Source organism: Actinomyces sp. ZJ308, from assembly GCF_011752065.1.
Taxonomy (GTDB): Bacteria; Actinomycetota; Actinomycetes; order Actinomycetales; family Actinomycetaceae; genus Actinomyces.
In genome coordinates this window covers 127,511-147,808 of record NZ_JAAIJY010000006.1, presented here as the reverse complement: position 1 = coordinate 147,808, position 20,298 = coordinate 127,511, and the positions used below count along the sequence as shown (strand labels likewise).

The following is a 20,298-nucleotide window of genomic DNA, read 5'->3' as shown; positions in this document are numbered from 1 at the left end:
CGTAGCCGTACCGAAGGAATGCAGGTAATGCCCATTTCAGAAATCCATGACGGCTATGAATCGATCTTTAATCTACCTGTCGGAAGCCTCAACCCTGCGCCCACCATTGAACGAGGATTATTCATAGCAGTCTCCGCCACCTTTCTTGAACTGCGATGGGTGTGCGGACGCTGGTGTCCACAGAAATGACATTGAAGCGGTTGCGGCGGGGCGGCGCTGGTAAATCGTTGGAATTACGCCGATCCGTCGACTCGAATCCAGGTGTTGAGGCCCCAATGTCATTTCTGTGGACACAACAGCGGCATGACTTGGGCCGTCCGTGTGATTCGAGGCCGCCAAGTCCCGCCGTGAGCGTTGCGGTCGGGAGCGAGACTCCGGTTCGAGCCTTCAAGGTACGGACTCGGCGTCTCCGTTACCCCTTCGAACGCGGTGTCCCCTGCACCCACCACGGGCAAGATCACCTATGGCCGGCCCCGTGAATAGGCATCCCCGAGCGGAAGGCAAGTCCTTAAGAAAAGGACACGCTCTCGAGAACCGAGGAGAACGGGCGGTGTGCAGGTGGAACCCAACCTGCACACCGCCTTGGGAACACGGGCGGGGGTCCTGGCGTCACCATCCGCTTCGCCCCCGTCTCACCCCCGCCCGTGAGTCATGACAGCCGCTCGCGCGACCTCAGCTCGTCGAGCCGTCGCTCTCCTCGATTCCGGCAGCGGCTCCCAGGCTCTCGACGGCGTCGCCTGCCTCTCCCGCAGCGGCCGAGTCACCGTCGGCAGCGGCCGAGTCACCGACCTCACCGGCCGCCTGGGCGTCGAGCTGCTCCTTGAGCCCGGTGTTGACCTTCTCGACGTCGAGCCGGGTGAGCAGGAAGAGGATGAGCGCGTTGGCCACGAGCGGGAACCACACGTACATGACGTAGAGCATCTGGATGGCGGAGCCCGGCTGAACACTCAGCTGCCCGTCATAGCCGGAGGCGGCCAGCAGCCACCCGGACACGGCGGTGCCGAGCCCGCCGCCGACCTTCACGCCGAGCGACGTGCAGGAGAACATGAGCCCGTCGATGCGCTTGCCGGTGCGCAGCCAGGTGTTCTCCGAGGCCTCGGCGATCAGGGCGTTGAGCGTTCCCTGCAAGGAGCTCATGCCCAGGGCCGCGATGCCGGAGAGGACCAGCATGAGCGGGATGTTGTGCAAGTAGGCCGCCACGAGCACCCCGAGCCGCCCGAGGGTGGCGATGACGTACCCGATGATGTTGATCCGGTACATGCCCCCGAACCGGCTCACCACCAGCGGCGTGATCATGAGTCCCACGATGAGCGGAACGTTGATGGCCCAGGCGAAGGTCCCCAGCAGGTTGGCGTCGCCCAGGATGTAGGTCATGAAGTAGATGCCCATGTTGAGCATGGCCGTGAAGATCTGGGTGAGCAGGAAGACGATGAGGATGATGAGGTAGTACTTGTTGGACAGGAGCAGCTTGGCCGACTCCCCCACCGAGAGCTTGTCGTCCTTGGGTGCGTCCTCGCCCTCCAGCTCCTCAGGCGGCAGCTCCTTAACCGAGAGCACCGACAGGGTGTTGACCGCCAGGCCGAGCAGCGCGTAGATGATCGCCATGGTCCGCCAGCCGACGGCGCCGCCGCCGAACAGGGCCACCCCGCCCACGGTGATGCTCTGGATGAGCAGGTTCGTCCCGAAGGCGAACATGAAGCGGATGGAGCCCATCTGCACGCGCTCGGAGCCGTTACGGGTGATGAGCGCGGTCAGTGAGGAGTAGGCGATGTTGTTGGCCGTGTAGAAAACCGCGTTGAGCAGCGTGTAGGCGATGAAGAACCAGGCGTACTTGGCGGTGTCGCCCAGGCTCGTGGGGATCGCGAAGATCGCGATGATCATGGCGGCACAGCCCACGAAACCCCACAGCATCCACGGCCGGGCCTTGCCCATCCGCGTGCTGGTGCGGTCCAGCAGCGCCCCGAAGATGATGTCGGAGAATCCGTCGAACAGGCGCGAGATCATCATGAGGGTGCCGACGACGCCCGCGTTGAGCCCGGCGGTGTCCGTCAGGTAGATCATGACGAAGGCGGACAGGAGCACGTAGACGACGTTGCCTGCCACGTCGCCCGAGCCGTAGCCCACCTTGTTGTACCACTTCAGGTACTTCCTCTCGCTGGCCGCCTCCAGACCGGTTCCTGCGGTGGGGGCGCCGGACTTGCTGCCGGCAGAGTCGCTGCTCATGGCTTCACCTCGTTGTGAGTGCTGGTGTGGGTGATGAGGGGGTTGAGCAGGAGATGGAGCTCCATCCCCAGCTCCTGGCTGTCGACCTGGTAGCGGGGCCGCAGGGCGGGCCCGCAGCTGTTGGACCCGATGCCCGCCATGGCGGCGTCCAGGCACAGGACCGTGCTTCCCGACGGCGTCAGGTCGGTGTTGCGCCGTCGGCAGGCCAGCTCCTCCTGCGTGTAGCGGGAGGCGTTGAAGGAGAAGGGGGTCGGCCCGACGACGGCCAGGCTCAGGCCGCCCCCGGAGACGATCACCTTGTTGCAGTCGGCGTGGCTGCCGTTCTCCTGGGGCCGGATGTAGTCCTCGTGGAGGTCGACGACCTCGGCGCTGAAGGCCCCGTGGTGGCTGGCGCGACGCTTGTCGACGTAGCTCTCCTGCGGGCCCAGGCCGTAGTAGTCGACCTGGTTCATGGCCTCGGGCAGGAAGAGGCGCAGTCCCAGGCGCGGCAGGCTGGGGAAGCCCAGCGTCCGGCGCAGCCGCAGGCCCAGGCTCAGGACCCCGTCGTCGGTGAGGGTCCACACCAGCCGCCCGCGCAGGGCGGGCTGGACCGAGGGCGCCACGAGGCCGACGTCGGCGTTGATGGTGACGCGGCCGGGCTCCTCGTCGACGTCGACGCCGTAGGCGCGGGCCACGGCCTGGTGGTAGTGGGCGCGCTCCCACTCCAGGCGCACGTGGCGGTCGTTGTCGGTGGGCGCCCGCCAGATGTTGAGCTCGACCGGACGGTCCAGGAGCTCACGACCGTCCGCGGACAGGGAGACGGGCAGGCCGGTGCGGGTGTCGATGGCGCAGGTCAGCTTGTCGGTCTCGATCTCGATCCGGGTCCCCTCGCGCCTGACCGGCAGGCGGGTCTCCCCAACGGGGCGGCTCGCGAGCGCCGCGACCCACCGGTGGCGCCTGTCGGCGTTGCGCAGCGGGATCTCATCGAAGCCCAGGACGTGGCCGGCGGCCAGCAGCGAGTCGGGGCGCGCGAGCCGGTAGGTGACCAGCAGGTGGCAGCGGCCGGTGGGCGGGACGCTCGGCTCACAGCACAGCATGACGCTCGTGTGCGGCGGGACGGGCTCGACCAGGTCGAGGTCCTCGCGGTCCACGACGACACCGTCGCACAGCACCTCGTAGGAGATGCGCAGGTACTGGGACAGGTCGGTGTGGTCGAGGTCGTTGTGGATCGTGAGCAGGCCCTCGTCCTGGTCGTACTCGACGACGCGGGCGGGGCGCTGGACGTTCTTGAGCTCGGCCAGGCCGGGGTGGGGGACGCGGTCGGGCGAGACGAGCCCGTCGACGCAGAAGTTGCCGTCGTGGACGGCCTCATCGTGGTCGCCGCCGTAGAGGTGGATCGGCCGGCCGTCGTCGCTGGTCCCGGCGGTCACCGCGTGGTCGCACCACTCCCACACGAAGCCGCCGCACATGCGCTCGTCGGCCCGGATGATCTCCCAGTAGTCCTCGAGGTCGCCGGGGCCGTTGCCCATGGCGTGGCAGTACTCCACGAGGATGAAGGGCTTGTCCGGGTCGGAGTCCAGGTAGTCGCGGATCTCCTCGATGCCGGGGTACATGCGGCTGTACAGGTCGATGCAGGAGTAGTCGTAGCGGCGCTTGGAGTCGCGGTAGTAGGAGCTCTCGTAATGGGTCAGGCGCGTGGGGTCGAAGTCCTTGGCCCACATGAGGGCCGCCTCGAGGGTGCAGCCGTAGGAGCACTCGTTGCCAGCGGACCAGGAGATGATGCTGGGGCGGTTCTTCTCCCGGTGGACGCACAGTCTCATGCGGTCGACGGTGGCCTCGGTCCACTCGGGGTTGTCGGCGATGGGCTCGTTCCAGTGCTCGACCTGGTTGTCCCAGGAGGGGTCGGCCAGGAAGCGGCTCTGGGTGCCGTGGCTCTCGTTGTCGGCCTCGGACATGACGTAGAGGCCGTGCTCGTCGCACAGCTGGTAGAAGCGCGGGTCGTTGGGGTAGTGGGAACTGCGCACCGCGTTGATGTTGTGCTCCTTCATCAGGCGCAGGTCCCACTGCATGTGCTCCAGGTCGACGACGGGCCCGGTGGCCGGGTCGGAGTCGTGCCGGTTGACGCCTCGCAGGGTGATGGGCCGGCCGTTGAGGCGGACGACGGCGTCGCTCACCTCGACCTCGCGGATGCCCACCCGGTCGGTGATGACCTCGTCGGGCGTGGTCAGGACCAGGGTGTAGAGGTAGGGGCTCTCGGCGCTCCACAGGTAGGGGGCCTCAACAGTCAGGCGGGCCCGGTGGGTGTAGCCGTCGTCGCCGGCGAAGGGCTCCAGCTCGCCGGTGGCGACCACCGCGCCGTCGTGGTCGATGAGCTCGACGGTGGTGGGGACGGACCCGCCTCGGTAGGCGCCCTGGATCTTGACGACGGCGGCGGCCGGTCCGGCGTCGAAGCCGGTGCCGACCACCGGGCCGAGCGAGGTGGTGGTGACGTAGTCGAACAGGACGGAGGACGGGCGGCTCAGGAGGTAGACGTCGCGGAAGATGCCGCTGGTGCGGAACTTGTCCTGGTCCTCCAGGTAGGTGCCGTCGCACCACTTGAGGACCAGGACGGCCAGGCGGTTGGCGCCGGGGCGGATGAGCTCGGTGACGTCGAACTCGGCGGAGGCGTGGGAGACCTGGCTGTAGCCGACGTAGGTGCCGTTGAGCCACACGTAGAAGCAGGAGTCCACGCCCTCGAAGGTCAGGTAGGTGCTGGGGGCGGCGGGATCCGGGGTGTACTCGAAGTCGCGGATGTAGACGCCGCAGGGGTTGTCCTGGGGGACATGGGGCGGGTCGAAGGGGATGGGGTAGCGCACGTTGGTGTACTGGTGGTGGTCGTAACCCAGGTGCTGCCAGGTACTGGGGACCTGGATCCGGGTGAAGCCCTCCGGAACGGGGGAGGCGGCAGGGTCACCGGGGTCTCCGGGGGCCGCGTCGTCGCCGGTGGTCTCGGGGGCGGATTCCTCCCAGAAGGCCTCGGTCAGCTCATGGACGCTGGGCAGGTAGCGGAAGGCCCACTGCCCGCTGAGCAGGTGGAAGCGGTCGGAGTCCTCCCGCCTCCAGGGGCTGGTGGCGATGGGACGGGAGGCGGGCACGTAGTAGGAGCGCGGCGGCAGCGTGTGCTCGTGGAGGACGCCGAGGTCCTCGAAGTGTCTAGGAACGATCATTGTTCGGCTCCCTTAAAGGGGTTGTCGGGAACAGAGGACGCGCAGCGGTGCAACGTCTTGGTGTTGACGTTAACATGATAGACGTGATCCGCTCCTGTGAGGCAGATCTACTGACACAATTTCGACTTTCTCAACCTCGGAGGAGGAGAGTTATGGTAACGTCACCAAGAAGTCAGACTGCGGATACCCCTGACAATCCTGATAACCTCGCGTCATGCCAGGGCGGAGCCGGGGCGCACAGGGAGCGCCGTCGATGAGCGATGTGGCTCGTCTGGCCGGTGTCTCGGCCCAGACCGTCTCGCGCGTGGCAGCGGGGTCGGAGCACGTCCGGCCCGATACCCGCGAACGGGTCCTGCGGGCGATGAACCAGCTCGGCTACTCCCCCAACCGTGCCGCGCAGGCCCTGCGCCGAGGATCCTTCAAGGCGATCGGCGTGCTGACCCAACAGATCCAGCGCACCGGGGAGGCCCTGACCACCGCGGGAGTGCTGGAGGCCGCCACGGCCGCCGACTACGCCGTCAACCTCGTCCAGGTGGAGCGTCCCGCCTCCGACGACCTGCGCGAGGCCGTCTACCGGCTCTCCCACCAGGCCATCGACGGGCTCGTCGTCGTGCAGGCCGGTCGGGCCGGGCGCGAGCACCTGGTCCTGCCGCCCACGATGCCGGTGGCGGTCTCGGACTCCACGCTCGTGGACTACTACCCCTCGGCCAGCGCCGACCAGGCCGGCGGGGTGCGCGACGCCGTCGAGCACCTCGTGGGGCTGGGGCACCGCACCGTCCACCACGTGAGCGGGCCCGAGGACTCCCAGTCCAGCCTGGTTCGCCGAGCCACCTGGGCCCGCTGCCTGCAGGAGGCAGGCCGGGAGGTTCCCGAGCCGGTGCCCGGCGGCTGGGAGGCCGCCGCGGGCTACGAGGCCGGGCTGCGCCTGGCCGCGGACCCGGAGGTGACGGCCGTCTTCTGCGCCAACGACGAGCTGGCTCTGGGCCTCATCCGGGCCATGCACGAGCAGGGCAGGCGCGTGCCGCAGGACGTCTCGGTCGTCGGCTTCGACGGCCTGGCCGTGGGCGAGTTCAGCTTCCCGCCACTGACCACGGTGCGCCAGGACTTCAAGCGGCACGGCCGCGAGATGGTGGGACTGGTGCTGGAGCAGGCGGCCTCCGGGACGCTGGACGGCAGCCGCAGCATCGTCATCCCCACCGAGCTCATCGTGCGAGGCTCAACCGCCCCGCCGGCCGCCTGAGCGCAGCGAACGGTGCGCGTCAGCCCACCAGCTCAGTCCTCCTGGGGCAGGAGCATGGAGGCGCCCAGCGCGAAGGGGAAGCCGGGCTTGAGGATGCACTGGATGACCGGCTGGGCCATCTCCAGGACGCTGTCGGCGTCGAGCCCCTCCTCGCCGTCGGGGCCGGCCTCGGCCACGAGGTCGACGTAGGGAACGGTGAGATCGAGCAGGGCCATGCCGTCCCGGTGAGTGGCTGCGTCCCAGGCGCCGCCCTCCATCTCCTGAAGGGTGCCCAGGTGGAAGCTCATGACGCCGCGGTCGTCGACCTGCGCGGGCACGGACAGGATGTGGTGCGGCTCGGGGTCCCGCGGCGCGCGCAGGGTGAACAGGATGATCCCGCCGTCGCGGGCGGCGCGCAGCATGATGCGGCCGATGTGGATGCCGAAGCTGACGACGTCGAAGACCCCCTCCATGGCCTCCTCGTAGCCCAGCGGCGCCTCCAAGGGGATGGGGGCCCCGTCGCCGGGATCGTTGATGGCGCGGCGGCCCGACGGCGTCGCGGCCTTGAGCAGCAGGAGGCGACCGGAGTCGGTCAGGGTGCCGGTCTCCACCCGTTCCTGCCAGCCGGCCGGGGCCTGGGCCGGGCCGGGCTCGGACTCCACCAGGCCCATGCCCAGGACGCTGGACAGGTCGGTGCCGTCGGCGGGCCGGTGCCAGGTGATGGTGGCGTCGTCGTGCCAGATGGGGACGACGCCGTTGAAGGGGATGCCGAAGCGCACGTGCTCACGGCCACCGTCAACGGGGCGGGAGTCGTCGCGGTGGCTGGCGCGCCGGCCGGCCCGATCTGCCGGGTCGGTACTGCCTGCGCCGCCGGCGCTGTCTTCCTGCGGTCCTGCCAGGTACTCGCTCATGAGCGCAGCCTATTGCTCACCGGGACCCGGAAGGAACCGGATGCGCCGTGCGGAGAACGGCGGCCGGCTAGCCCTCCACCGCCCCGCCGCGGTGAGCCCAGTCCACGCTGCCCTCCTCGTAGGCCCCCTTCTCCAGCAGGGCCGTGAGCGGAAGGTCGGACAGCGCCTGCACGAAGGCCTCTGAGGCGTGCGCCATCGTCGACTCGACGAGCGCGATGCTGCGGTCCAGGTGCGCCGAGGGCGGGAAGATGCTGAGGGCCAGCTCTGGCGTGGTGGTCGGCGCCTCGATGCTCTCCATGACGGTGAAGACGTCGCCGAAGGTCAGCTCCTCGACCGGGCGAGCCAGGGCGAAGCCGCCCTCGCGGCCCGGACTGGCCTCCACCAGCCCGGCCACCACCAGGGTGCGCAGGACCTTCTTGAGGTAGGAGTCCGATACCCCCAGGATGCGCGCCAGCGTGCTGCTGGCGACCGGGCGGTGACCCTCCTGCAGGGCGAGCATCAGGACGACGAAGACCGCCTGCTCAGTACTGCGGTTCATCTTCATCAGACGCGCCCTCCTTCTCGAGCCCTCGTACGTCGTTCCAGGTCATCGGCGATCACTGCCGGTCACCGGCGAGCCAGGTGACCGCGCAGCCCGGAGACCATTGCTGCGGCCACATCCTCCACCCGCTCGGGTGCGAATCGGGAGGAGAACAGTCCCAGGAACTTGAACAGGGGCACCATCCGGGCCAGCGCGTCACTGCGCCCGGCACCGTAGAGCACCGTGGGCTCAACACTGACGAGCGGCACTGAGGAGGTGGCGAGCTCGGCCAGGACCTGCTTCTTGATGCGGGTGAAGGATCCCGGGCCCAGCACACCTCCCACCGCGCCCATCGCCAGCGCGCCTCGCTCCTCGGCCAGGCGGCGCATGGCCCGAGCGGGCCGGGCGTTGATGTCCTCAAGGGCCTGCGGATCCTTGTCCGGCCGGCCCAGGAAGTCGACAATGGTGTCGAAGCGCTCGGGCAGGGCGGCAGCGAGGGACTCGTAGGAGCGGGCGTCCGCGGCGATGGTGCGCACCCGGGGATCGGTGAGCTCGTTGCGCCCGGAGCTCGACACCACCAGGAACTGCGCGCGAGGGTCGGCCGCGAGCCACTGGCGCGTCACCTCCCGGCCGAGGTAGCCGTTGCCTCCGAGCAGGACGTGCGTCGTGGCACCGGGAGTCCTACTCGCAGCGCTGTCCATCATGTCGTTCGCCGCACTGTCTGCGTTACCTGCGTCAGCTGCACTGCCTGCGTTGTTCGTGGTCATGCGTCTGTCCTCACTCAGTCACCGTATTAGCGATGTTCAATATCTATGGATAGAGCGTATCCACGTATGACGGAGGCGGCAAGCCCGGATGCGGCGATTGCTGAGTGACCTACCCTACGGAGGCGGCTCGAGCCTCGGCGCGGGCGGCGAGACGCTCCTCCTTGCGGGCGCGCTCCCACTCGTGGACCTGCCGGGCCGAGAGCGCCAGCAGGGCCAGGACCTGGAGCGCGCTGGTGACGACCAGTCCGAGGGTGGCCTGGCGGACCCCGAGGCTGGAGACCTGCCCCATGTCCGTGACGATGCCCAGGACCAGGGTGGCCATGAGGGCGATACGGCCCCGCGGGTGCCCGTGCCAGGCCGCCACGCCCAGGGCGGCCGTGACGAGCGTGAGGACGGCCGACACCGTGGCGATGACGGCGACGACCGCGGCAACGGCGCCCTGGTCCATGCCGGCGATCGGGGTGACGTCCAGCAGGTCGGCGACATCGATGCGGGTGACGCGCATGAGCTCGACGACGACCATGAGCCCGATGAGGACCAGGGCGATGACGAGCTGACTGGGGCGGCGCCGTCGGGCCTCGAGGTCGGCGAGGTGGGCCAGGCGCAGGGAGAGCCCGGAGTCCGATCCGGGCACCACCTCGTTGAGGTCGAGGATGTGAAGGGCGCCGTCGGTGACCACCCGGTCCCCTCCCCCGTTCTTGTCGTGGTAGGAGGTGAAGAACTCCGGCCAGATCTCGAGCTCGGCGGCCTCGTTGGCCCAGCGGACGTCGTCGACGACGTAGTCGCGCTCGATGTCGATGTCCGCGTCGATCTTGTGGGTGACCTGGAGGGTGAGGACGCTCAGGCCGACGGCGCGGTCGTAGGTGGCGGCGGCCAGCCAGTCCACGTGGCCCCCGCCGGGCAGGACCCAGCCGGGCGGGCAGTACCAGAAGCGGATGTGGTGGCGCTGGGAGGGGTTGCCCTCGACCTCCTTCTGGTAGGCGAAGCTCTGCTTGCGCCCGAACAGCAGGAGGTTGGAGACGGGAGCCGCCGGGTAGGAGCGGCGCAGCAGCGAGGAGAGGACGATGCGCCACGAGGATCGCAGGGTGATGGGATCGGCGCGCACCCAGCCGGCGGCCACCATCGCCTCGTGGATGTCCTCCTCGTCGCCCTTGACCGCGAGGTTGACCGGGTCGCCCAGGAGCCCGTCGGGGGTGCGGGTGCGGCCGATGAAGTAGTCGGGCACGTAGAGCCAGGTGAGGACCTGGTGGAGGCGCGGCAGGGCGAGGTAGGCCAGGACCGCCCAGAACAGCAGCGAGTTGACCACGAGCGCCGGCTCGAGGTGCCACCCCGAGCCGATGAGCAGCCAGGCCAGCCACAGCGTGGCGACGGCGGCGATGGCGAAGAAGACGGAGTCCAGGACGTCGTCGATGCCCCAGGAGCGCGCGTTGACCTCCGACATCTTGGAGGGGCCGTCACGGTAGACGGGCGGCGCCGTCGGACGGGGGCGAGTCACCTCGGGTGTCGTCATGGGCTCACGCTACCCAGAGGTCCCGAGGACCACTCAGCAGACAGCAGGAGAACAGTCTCAGAAGTCCCAGTCCTCGTCCTGGGTGGCCTCGGCCGTGCCCATGACGTAGGAGGAGCCCGAGCCGGAGAAGAAGTCGTGGTTCTCGTCGGCGTTGGGGGACAGGGAGGCGAGGATCGCCGGGTTGACGTCGACGGCGTCGGCCGGGAACAGCGCCTCGTAGCCCAGGTTCATGAGCGCCTTGTTGGCGTTGTAGCGCAGGAACTTCTTGACGTCCTCGGTCAGGCCGAGCTCGTCGTAGAGGTCCTCGGTGTACTGCTCCTCGTTGTCGTAGAGCTCCATGAGCAGCTCGAAGGTGTAGTCCTTGAGCTCTTGCTGGCGCTCGGGCGAGGACTCGCGCACGGCGAGCTGGTACTTGTAGCCGATGTAGTAGCCGTGGACGGCCTCGTCGCGGATGATGAGGCGAATGAGGTCGGCGGTGTTGGTCAGCTTGGCGTGGCTGGACCAGTACATGGGGGCGTAGAAGCCGGAGTAGAAGAGGAAGGACTCCAGCATGGTGGAGGCGACCTTGCGCTTCTCGGAGTCGTCGCCGCGGTAGTAGTCCAGGATGATGCGGGCTTTGCGCTGGAGGTTCTCGTTCTCCTCGCTCCAGCGGAAGGCCTCGTCGATCTCCGCCGTCGAGATGAGGGTGGAGAAGATCGAGGAGTAGGAGCGGGCGTGGACCGACTCCATGAAGGCGATGTTGGTGAGCACCGCCTCCTCGTGGGGGGTGCGGGCGTCGGGGATGAGGGAGACCGCGCCGACCGTGCCCTGGATGGTGTCCAGGAGGGTCAGGCCGGTGAAGACCCGCGTGGTCATGTTCTTCTCGGCCTCGGTCAGGGTGGCCCAGGACTGCACGTCGTTGGACAGCGGCACCTTCTCGGGCAGCCAGAAGTTGCCGGTCAGGCGGTCCCAGACCTCAAGGTCCTTGTCATCGGCCAGGCGGTTCCAGTTGATGGCCTGGACGCGGTCGACCAGCTTGATGGGCTCGTGCATGGGTGGTTCCTCCCGGGATCGGCTGAGCTGCCCTCATGCTACCGACGACGACGCCGGGCGGCTGTGATGCCCGACCGCTCGGCGACTGTGGCGCCAGCCGCGCTGCCGCGTATGGGAGCGCCCGGGCAGAAGCTCGACCGACATCATGTTATTGACTCACGTTTTGTGACTGACTAACATCGTCTGCATGAGTCCTCGCACGTCAACCTCCGACCGGCTTCGTCGCACCGCCCTGAGGATGTTCGCCGAGCAGGGGTTCGACGCGGTCCCGGTCACGGAGATCGCCAGGGCCGCCGGGGTCTCCCACATGACCTTCTTCCGCCACTTCCCCACCAAGGAGTCCGTGGTGGTGGCGGACATGTTCGATCCGCTCATCGCTGAGGCGGTACGGGCTCAGCCACGGCGTTGGCGGCCACTGACCCGGGCGGTGCGCGGCCTGGTTGCGGCGATGAGCCAGGAGCAGGCGCGCGAGGAGATGTCATCGCAGGAGTTCCTGGAGCGCGTCCGCCTGGCGGCCGGCACGCCGTCACTGTCGGCCGCCGTGCGAGCCGCGAGCCAGGACACCGAGCGCGCCATCGCCGAGGCGCTCATCGTTCCGGGCGTCGACGACGCGGCGGCACGGGCCGCCGCCGGTGCCATCATGGGGGCCGCCACCGGCCTCCTCCTGGCCTGGGCGGACGGGACCACCTCTGCCGACGACGCGGTCACCGCTCTCAGCCGGGGCCTTCTCACCCTGCTGGGGGAGTCATGAGCGGCGAGGCGCTTGCGCCGACGCCGGCCCTGGCGGTTGAGGGCGTCGATGTCAGCCTTCGGGGAGTAGCTGTTCTGCGCGACCTCAGCCTCTCGGTCGCCGGGGGCGAGTGCCGCGCCGTCGTGGGTCTCAACGGCGCCGGGAAGACCACGGCTCTGCGCGTCATCCTGGGCATGCTCCGCCCCGACGCCGGGAGGGTCCTGCTGCACGGGCGCGACATCGCCTCCTGCCCCAGGGAAGTCTGGCGGAGGGTGGGCCACCTGGTGGAGACGCCGTTGTCCTACCCCGAGCTCACGGCCCGCCAGAACATCGAGGCGGCGACCCGCCTCCACGGAGCCGATCCCGAGCGTGCGGGGAGGGTCGCGGCGAGGATGAGTGAGGAGCTGGCGCTGACCGGTTGGCTCGACGTACCCGTGCGTCGCCTGTCGCTGGGCACGCGCCAGAAGGTGGGGCTGGTCGGGGCCCTGGCGCACGAGCCGGACGTCGTCGTCCTCGATGAGCCGACCATCGGACTCGACCCGCTCGCCGTCGTCGGGTTCCGGGAGCTCCTGCGGGAGGTGACGGAGCGCGGCGGCTCGGTGCTGGTGACCGGGCACCACTTCGATGAGCTGACGCGGATCGCCGATCGGGTCGACGTCCTGCACCGAGGACGGGTCATCGATACGATCTCACCCTGCGAGCCCGGAAGGTCCGGGGGGACGGACCTTGAGCAGGCGTTCTTCGACGTCGTCCTGGCGGCCGATCGGGCCGCCGCGGAGTCCGGCCCAGGGCGGTTCCTCCAAGCGATTGGTGACCAGGAGGGGCGGGAGGCCTCGTGATGGAGACAGGACGCAGCGATCTGAGAGTCGCGATCGGCTTGGAGGCTCGCAAGCTGGCTCGGGCCACGGTGACGCGTGTGGCGACGCTCGCCGGCCTCATCCTGGTTCTGGTGACCACGGCCGGCGGGTACGCCGCGGCGATGCACACCGGCGACACCGATCTGGGGCGGAAGGCCGCCTCCATGGTGACCTCACCGGGTTGGGACGGCTACACCCAGCTCGGGGTCACGAGCGTGAGCGCCACGATGCTCCTGGCCGTGGGCGTGGTGATGTCGTGGAGTGTGGGACGGGAGTTCACCGAGGGCACCGTTGCGGGCCTGTTCGCGATCCCGCCCACCTTGCGCAGCATCGCCACGGCCAAGATGGTGGCGACACTGGCATGGTCGGTCCTGCTGGGTGCCGGTCAGGCGGCACTGCTGACGACGGCGGGGCTGCTGCTCGGCCTGGGAGCAGCGGGCGCCGCCGGCTGCTTCGCGACGCTGCTGCTGGTCGCGGCGCTGCTCAGCGCCGGCGCCCTGCCGGTCATGTGGGCGGCGACCCGCTGGCGCGGCTACCTGGCCGGGATCGGGCTCACGCTGGCGATCCTCGTCGTCACCAATCTGGCCGCCGGTTTCGGACTGGGCACCTACGCCCCATGGTCGATCCCGGTCGTCTGGGCCACACGCCGCGAGGACGTCAGCGCGCTGCTGCTGATGGCTCCTCTGATGGTCGCCGCGATCGGGGCCTGGATGACACTCCGCTCCTGGGACCGCCTCCAGCTGGGCGCCGACTGACCGCAACACTCGTTCGCACCAGACGACCCCGCCACCGACCCGTCAGGACGAGGCCGCCGGCTGCTGCGCTGCGGCCAGGATGGCCGCCCCCTGCTCGGGAGGGTCACCGCTGCCGACGACGGCGCCTTTTCAGCATCATTGATGGGAAGGTGGCAAGCCACGGTTGTCGCACCCTGATTCCAGGTGACGTCCAGATCCACGTCGTCGGAGTCGGTAATACTGATGACTTTGTTGCGGGCGTCGCGAACAATCGCCAGCACCGAGTCCAGACCAGGATCGTCCTTGAGCGTCACATCCGCTGTCCAGCGATCTTCGCCCATGAACTCGACATTCACATCCACCTCGGCCGATGTGACACCGTCAAGCCCGGAGAGGTACTCGCGCACCTTCCGCCGTCTCCTGTTACGAGCGAGAGTGAATGGCGTACATCCGGCCGCGCCGGAAGCAAGAGACGCCGCCCCCAGTGCCAGCACTGTACGGCGCCGAATACTCATCAGACTTGACTCCTCTTGCTTAAAGCAATGAGCAGTGCACTCGACCCTCGCAGGGCGCCTACGACTACTCCACTCACGCCTCGCGGGATCTGTCAGAGCCGGATCGCCTCGCTCGAACGCGCCAGACGGAGCGCGGTCAGGAGGAAACGGATGACGCTGCGTCGCTGACGAACCATGATGTCACCGTAGGATCTCGGCCCCACCTGCGGAACGGGGAGGATTCCCCTTGACTCCTCGCACCCGGGTCGGCGGCGTCCGGTGCCCACGCTGCGAGGTGGTCGGCCCGGCTCACCGCCAGCCGGCGACTCATCGTCACCGATGAGGACTGACGCCTACGCCTCCCGCCTTCTTGTTCCAGAGGCCGCCGGCCAGGACAGGTTCCCCACTCCGCTTCAGACCGCCAGGTCCTCCATCTCCTCGAGCTCCTTGCCCTTGGTCTCGGGCACCCGGAAGAAGACGAAGAGGAGCGACAGCAGCGCGAAGACGGCGTAGAAGCCGTAGGCGAAGGTCAGGCTGATGCTGGAGAAGGTCGGGAAGGTGGTGGAGATGAAGAAGTTCGCCACCCACTGGGCCGCCGCCGCGACCGCCAGCGCCCCGGCACGAATCCGGTTGGGGAACATCTCGCCCAGCAGCACCCACACGAGCGGCCCCCAGGTCGCCCCGAAGGCCACGACGAACAGGTTGGCCGCCACCAGCGCGATCGGCGACCAGGGCGCCTCCAGAGTGACCTCACCGCCGCTGACATTGGCGAAGGAGAAGGCCAGAGCCATGAGCCCCAGGGAGATCGTCATGAACAGCGAGCCGACCAGGAGCATGGGGCGGCGCCCCACCTTGTCCACCAGGAGGATCGCCACGATCGTCACCACGATGTTGGTGACCGACGTGATGACGGTGATCGTCAAGGCGTCGGACTCCTCGAAGCCCACGGTGCGCCACAGCGTCGTCGAGTAGTAGAAGATGACGTTGATGCCCACGAACTGCTGGAAGACGGACAGCAGGATGCCCACCCAGACGATCGGCTTGAGGCCCAGCGCCGAGCCGCGCAGGTCGGACAGGGACTCGCGCTTCTCGGAGTCGATGGTGGAGCGGATCTCCTCGATCTTGAGATTGACGTTGACGATGCCGGTGAAGTCGTAGAGCACCTGGGAGGCCTTGTCGTAGTCGCCGCGCGCCACGAGGAAGCGCGGGGACTCCGGCAGCCGGAAGGCGAAGAGACCGTAGACGAGGGCGGGCAGCCCCTCGGCGATGAACATCCAGCGCCAGGCCTCCAACCCCAGCCACAGCTCCTTGGCCGCTCCACCGGCCTGACCGGAGAACCAGGCGTCGGCCAGGAGTGAGGAGAAGATGCCGATGACGATGGCCAGCTGCTGGAGGGAGCCGAGGCGGCCGCGCACGCTCGCCGGGGAGACCTCGGCGATGTAGGCCGGCGCGATGACGGAGGCCGCCCCCACGCCCAGGCCGCCCACCACGCGCCACACGATGAAGTCGATGACGCCGAAGGCCAGCCCCGATCCGAGTGCGGAGGCCAGGAACATGACGGCGGCGATGAGCATGACCGGCACCCGTCCCAGCCGGTTGGAGACCGGCCCGGCGAACCAGGCGCCGGCGGTGCAGCCGATGAGCGCCGAGGAGACGGAGAAGCCCTTGAGAGCATCGCTGAGGGCGAACTGGTCGGAGAGGGCGTCGACGGCGCCGTTGATGACGGCGGTGTCGAAGCCGAAGAGGAACCCGCCCAGGGCGGCGGCCACGCAGATGCCGATGATCCGGGCGTTGATACGGCTGACGGTCTCACCCGGGTCGTCCACGGTCGACCCCGACGAGGAGGCGACCGGTGGCCGGGAGGATGACGACGACGATGAGGATGACGCGGATGACGGGGATGACTCTGCCATGGTGTGTGTCCTGACGTCGGAAGAGTCGCGCACGGCGCTCACTTCATGCCGTGCAGCATGGCGGACTCCCTCAGGCTACGACCGCGCCGGGTGCCGCAGTAGGCGTTTCGTCGCCCTTCTCCCCGCCCTCCCCGCAGGTCCGGTTCCACAGCACCCGCCCGGGACCCAAGTCCTTGACGCTCGGTCGATTGATTGAGGCAACGGACGACGGCGCCCCCGAGCCCGCTCCGTCATAGGACTGAGCGTGCTCGGGGGCGCATCCCCGATGGGCTGGGGTCCGGCGGACCGTCTCAGGCGCGGCGGCGGCTCACCATCAGGGCACCCGCCATCACCGCGAGCACGGCGAGCGCCAGCGGCAGGGCGACCGTGACACCGGTGCTGGCCAGCGGACCTCCGGAGGGATCACTGGGCACTCCGGGCGTCGGGTCCGGCGCCGGCGGGTCACTGGGCCCGGCCTGCGGGGTCTCGCTCGGCGAGGAGGTGTCACCGGGAGTGGCGGAATCGCTCGGCGAGGGCGACTCACTCGGGTCCGGAGACGAGGACTCGCTCGGGTCCGATGAGGGTGACTCGCTCGGGTCCGACGACGGAGACTCACTCGGCGTCGGGTCCGGCGAGGCCGACTCACTCGACGACGGGGACGCCGTCGGCGACTCGCTCGGGTCCGGAGACGGAGACTCGCTGGCCGACGGGGACGGCGTCGAGGAGGGTGAGTCGCTCGGGTCCGACGACGGCGATGCGCTCGGCGAGGGCGAGGCCGACTCACTGGGCGACGGAGAGGGAGACGGCGATGCCGTGGGCGTGTAGGCGTTGGTGAAGGTCGTGAGCACCGCCTGATCCTTCTCACCGATGGTCACCGTCTGGGCGGCGGGCGCCTTGAGGGTGTAGCCCTCGACGGCGGCTGCCTGAGTGTCCTCCTCGATGGTGCACGTGGTGCCCACGGGCAGCTCAGGACCGAAGGCGGCCGAGTCGGCCTTGATCCTGAGGGTGTCCTTCGCGCCGTTGTCGCAGGTGTAGGAGAAGGTGAACTCCTTGTCCCCCACCTCGGCACCGGTCACGGTCTTGGCCACCGAGAAGGTGCCCATGTCGCGGGTGTAGGTGTTGGTCATCGTCACGGCGGCCGTCTGGTCCTTGGTGATCGCCACGGTCTGCTCGGCCGGGGCGGTCAGCGTGTAACCGGCCCGGGCGGCCTTGGCGTTGTCCTCGGTGACGGTGCAGGTCGAGCCGGCCTTGATCTTCTTGGACTTCTCCGACGTCGCCGCACCGGTCACCGTCAGCGACCCCTCGGTGCCGTCGGTGCAGGTGTAGGCGAACTCGAAGGTCGACTTGCTGAAGTCGCCGTCGCCGGCCAGGGCCTTGGTGACCGTGAAGTCGCCCTCCTCCACGGCGGCGGGGTCGGCGGCGTTACGCAGCATCACGGCGGTGGACTTCTGGTCCTGAACGGTCAGGGTGTTGGTGTTCTGGTCTCCCACCGTGAAGGTGTGGCGGCCCCAGGTGACGCCTGCGGGAGTGGTCGAGGCCGTCGTCGTGTCCTCGTCGAGGGACAGGACCGTCCCGGCCGGGAAGGTGCCGTTGTACACGGCCTTCTCACCAACGGTGACGGTCATGGACGTGTCACCGCCGGTACGGGCCTGGTTGACGGTCCCCGGAGCCTTCCAGCTCGGGTAGGTGTCCACGGTGGCGCCACCGGGAAGGGTGTAGTTGATGTTGACCGTGAAGGTGGTGCCGGCCGGCACCTTGGCCGTCTCGGTCCCGGTGAGGAGCTTGGTGATGTCCAGCCCGCCGAATCCCGGCTCCATGACGACGTCGATGGTGAAGGACTTGGTGTAGTACACCGAGTAGGAGTGCTCCATGTCGGTGCCCACCACGGAGGCGGTGTTCGTGTACTCCACGCCGGCCTGGACGGCGCCGTCGGCCGTGGAGGGGGTCGAGGCGTAGTAGATGTGGTAGTTGGTCTGCGGCGCGAAGGGGCCGGTCACTGTGAGGGTGGCGGTGTTGCCCTGGATGGAGACATCGAGGTCGAAGTCGCCCTGGCTGGTGTCCTGGTCGGTGCCGCTGGCGTCGGTGACCTGACCGTGGAGGCGGTCCCTGCCCTGGGCGGTACCGATGTTCAGCTTCCACTCGCTCTTGGCCGGGATGTACGCCTGTCCGGGGCCGAGCTGGTCGGTGAAGGTAATGGTCGATCGGGTCTTCCCGTCCACCGCCAGGGAGCCGCCGCTCCTCTCGAGGGCGGCCTTGACCTGGTCCGGTCCGAAAGTCAGCTCCCAGTCGAGCCGCTTGGAGGTGCTGGTGACGTCGAAGGCCCACTTGCTCAGCGACTGCGGAGTGTATGCGGGACCAACGTTCTCGGCGATCTTGCCGCCGGGCACGGGCACGGCGGTCTGCTTGCCGTTGGCATCGACCGTCATATCGGCCGAGTCACTGGCCGCGGCGGCCACCACCAGCGCCGTACCGGTGCCCCGCAGACCGCTGAAGCCCTGGGCGACGATGGTGTCGAGGGTGGCGTTGAAGGTGCAGGTGATGGTGCGGTCGTCCATCGCGCACTCACCAATGGTGTGCTCCGCGCCCTGGTGGGTGACCTTGATCGGCTCGGAGAGGTGCTCCCGGTTGCGGAGCTGCTCGGGCAGTCCGATCTGGAAGGAGTCACCGCTCTTGGCGTTGGCGTTGCTGGCGTCCCAGGCGAACTTCAGCTTGAGGATGTCGTCGACCTTGACCGAGGTGTTGTCAGGCTCCTCGACACCGTTGGCGTTGGAGACCACGAGCGAGAGGTCGGAGACGGCGATCGACGGGTTGTTGGCGGCTCGGGCCTGCATGGGCAGGACCGTCAGGAGCGTGGCGACGAGTGCGACAAGCGCCAGAAGCGCACCTGCCGCACGCGCGGGAGTGCCAAGCACCCTGGGGATGGGGATAGCGGACACAGGCTGCCTTTCGAGAGAATTCTGAGAATAAACTGACGTTCTCCTGAACTTATGTTCTTGAGAGGCGATCTTTCAGTAGCGCAGGTCTCAATCCATAGTCACGACTTTGCAGCCATTGGGTCTCGACCCGCTAAAGCGCACCATTGCGCCCGGATTCCCCGCACCGCCACCAGGGGCCTCCACCCCGGCACCTTCCCCGGCCCGACGACGACCAGCATGACCGCCGTACAGCCCATCCGAGCGGGGCCGGCTACGGAACCAACCACGGACCGGCCACCTCCACCACTTTTTCCCTGCGTCGTCGCCATTGCTCCCGGGCACCCCGCCATCAAGGCATCACAATGGCTACAGATGCCGCATCAGCCCCTCAGCCGAGTAGTTGACTGAGATAATAGTTCCATGAGCCCCACGGTACGGGTGGGCGAGACCGCCACCCTTGTCAGCAGCCTCGTCGACCAGCTCACGCAGCGGTTGGCGGAGGACAGCGCACCCGCGCGCCTCGTCGTCGGGCTCGTCGGCGCACCCGGGTCGGGCAAGTCAACGATCGCCGCGGACCTGGAGGCCAGGCTCAAGGAGGCCGGCATCTTCGCCGGGCTCGTCCCCATGGACGGCTTCCACCTGTCCAGCGCCGTCCTCGACGAGCTGGGCCGTCACGACCGCAAGGGCGCACCGGACACCTTCGACGTCGAGGGCTACCTCGCCACCCTCGATCGCGTGCGGGCCGACGGCGCCCAGCAGGTCCTCGTTCCGGTCTACCGGCGCGATCTGCATGAGGCGGTGGCGGCCGGAGGGGTCGTGTCGGGAACCGGCGTCGTTCTCACGGAGGGCAACTATCTGGCCCTGGAGACGCGCGGGTGGGGCGCGGTGCGCGAGCGGATCGACCTGCTCATCCACATCGACGTGCCCGAGGAGGTCCTCGTGGTGCGGCTCATCAACCGTCATGAGGACTTCGGCAGGAACGCACTCGACGCCGGGCACTGGGTGCGCACGGTGGACCTGCCCAACGCGCGTCTCATCGCCACGAGCGTCCACCGCTGCGACGAGGTATGGCGCGAGCCCGACGACGAGTCCGGCTCCGACGAGGATGCTGACGATGCGGATGCCGGCGGCGCAGAGGACGCCGACGACGAGGCATCCGCGCGTTCGTAGGGTAGGTCGCGCGTTCGTGCCCTTTACCCCTCGATCGCGCGACCCAAGGTACGACCGCGACGGGTCGAGAGCCTCGCGACAGCTCCGAAAGTTCCCCACGGCCCCGGCTCACGATCCCCGCAGCCCCTGACTCGCAGCA

Annotated in this window: 14 protein-coding genes; 5 read left to right on the top strand and 9 right to left on the bottom strand. The window is 68.5% G+C overall.

What is annotated here, in order from left to right:
• Nucleotides 1–672: 672 nt before the first annotated feature.
• Nucleotides 673–2,223 carry a glycoside-pentoside-hexuronide (GPH):cation symporter gene (locus HCR68_RS05085; protein WP_167147025.1) on the bottom strand — a complete coding sequence of 517 codons (1,551 nt, stop codon included), beginning with the start codon at nucleotides 2,221–2,223 and terminating at the stop codon, nucleotides 673–675.
• Nucleotides 2,220–5,408 carry a glycoside hydrolase family 2 TIM barrel-domain containing protein gene (locus HCR68_RS05080; protein ID WP_167147022.1) on the bottom strand — a complete coding sequence of 1,063 codons (3,189 nt, stop codon included), beginning with the start codon at nucleotides 5,406–5,408 and terminating at the stop codon, nucleotides 2,220–2,222. The genes HCR68_RS05085 and HCR68_RS05080 overlap by 4 nt, the downstream gene beginning before the upstream one ends.
• A 253-nt stretch (nucleotides 5,409–5,661) precedes the next feature.
• Here HCR68_RS05080 and HCR68_RS05075 point away from each other — a divergent pair, with 253 nt between their 5' ends.
• Nucleotides 5,662–6,648, top strand: coding sequence for a LacI family DNA-binding transcriptional regulator (locus tag HCR68_RS05075; RefSeq protein ID WP_167147019.1), 987 nt, complete (start codon nucleotides 5,662–5,664; stop codon nucleotides 6,646–6,648).
• Nucleotides 6,649–6,680: 32 nt separating this feature from the next.
• Here the strand turns inward: HCR68_RS05075 and HCR68_RS05070 are convergent, their stop codons facing one another.
• From HCR68_RS05070 to nrdF, 5 genes are all read right to left on the bottom strand, one after another.
• Complete coding sequence (locus HCR68_RS05070; RefSeq protein ID WP_167147016.1) at nucleotides 6,681–7,538, bottom strand: hypothetical protein; 858 nt, start codon at nucleotides 7,536–7,538, stop codon at nucleotides 6,681–6,683.
• Nucleotides 7,539–7,605: 67 nt separating this feature from the next.
• Nucleotides 7,606–8,082, bottom strand: coding sequence for an Rrf2 family transcriptional regulator (locus tag HCR68_RS05065; RefSeq protein WP_167147013.1), 477 nt, complete (start codon nucleotides 8,080–8,082; stop codon nucleotides 7,606–7,608).
• Nucleotides 8,083–8,144: 62 nt separating this feature from the next.
• Complete coding sequence (locus tag HCR68_RS05060; protein ID WP_167147010.1) at nucleotides 8,145–8,825, bottom strand: NAD(P)-dependent oxidoreductase; 681 nt, start codon at nucleotides 8,823–8,825, stop codon at nucleotides 8,145–8,147.
• A 109-nt stretch (nucleotides 8,826–8,934) separates the two neighbouring features.
• Nucleotides 8,935–10,335, bottom strand: coding sequence for an LssY C-terminal domain-containing protein (locus HCR68_RS05055; protein WP_208320508.1), 1,401 nt, complete (start codon nucleotides 10,333–10,335; stop codon nucleotides 8,935–8,937).
• Between the two features lie 57 nt (nucleotides 10,336–10,392).
• Complete coding sequence (gene nrdF, locus HCR68_RS05050) at nucleotides 10,393–11,367, bottom strand: class 1b ribonucleoside-diphosphate reductase subunit beta (protein WP_167147007.1); 975 nt, start codon at nucleotides 11,365–11,367, stop codon at nucleotides 10,393–10,395.
• Nucleotides 11,368–11,554: 187 nt separating this feature from the next.
• On the opposite strand from nrdF, the gene HCR68_RS05045 reads away from it, so the two are divergent.
• The 3 genes from HCR68_RS05045 to HCR68_RS05035 are packed head-to-tail and all read left to right on the top strand — an operon-like array spanning nucleotide 11,555 to nucleotide 13,709.
• Nucleotides 11,555–12,118 carry a TetR family transcriptional regulator gene (locus HCR68_RS05045; RefSeq protein WP_243858939.1) on the top strand — a complete coding sequence of 188 codons (564 nt, stop codon included), beginning with the start codon at nucleotides 11,555–11,557 and terminating at the stop codon, nucleotides 12,116–12,118.
• On the top strand, nucleotides 12,115–12,936 hold the full coding sequence (locus HCR68_RS05040) for an ABC transporter ATP-binding protein (protein ID WP_167147004.1): 822 nt from the start codon (nucleotides 12,115–12,117) through the stop codon (nucleotides 12,934–12,936). Before HCR68_RS05045 ends, HCR68_RS05040 begins: the two co-directional genes overlap by 4 nt.
• Nucleotides 12,936–13,709, top strand: coding sequence for an ABC transporter permease (locus HCR68_RS05035; RefSeq protein WP_167147001.1), 774 nt, complete (start codon nucleotides 12,936–12,938; stop codon nucleotides 13,707–13,709). The genes HCR68_RS05040 and HCR68_RS05035 overlap by 1 nt, the downstream gene beginning before the upstream one ends.
• 886 nt (nucleotides 13,710–14,595) lie before the next feature.
• Here HCR68_RS05035 and HCR68_RS05030 read toward each other — a convergent pair.
• Together HCR68_RS05030 and HCR68_RS05025 are read right to left on the bottom strand one after the other, a co-directional pair.
• Nucleotides 14,596–16,095, bottom strand: coding sequence for a sugar porter family MFS transporter (locus HCR68_RS05030; protein WP_208320507.1), 1,500 nt, complete (start codon nucleotides 16,093–16,095; stop codon nucleotides 14,596–14,598).
• Between the two features lie 290 nt (nucleotides 16,096–16,385).
• On the bottom strand, nucleotides 16,386–19,010 hold the full coding sequence (locus HCR68_RS05025) for a DUF5979 domain-containing protein (protein ID WP_167146998.1): 2,625 nt from the start codon (nucleotides 19,008–19,010) through the stop codon (nucleotides 16,386–16,388).
• A gap of 399 nt (nucleotides 19,011–19,409) precedes the next feature.
• Here HCR68_RS05025 and HCR68_RS05020 point away from each other — a divergent pair, with 399 nt between their 5' ends.
• On the top strand, nucleotides 19,410–20,159 hold the full coding sequence (locus tag HCR68_RS05020; protein ID WP_167146995.1) for an NB-ARC domain-containing protein: 750 nt from the start codon (nucleotides 19,410–19,412) through the stop codon (nucleotides 20,157–20,159).
• The last annotated feature ends 139 nt before the right edge of the window (nucleotides 20,160–20,298 follow it).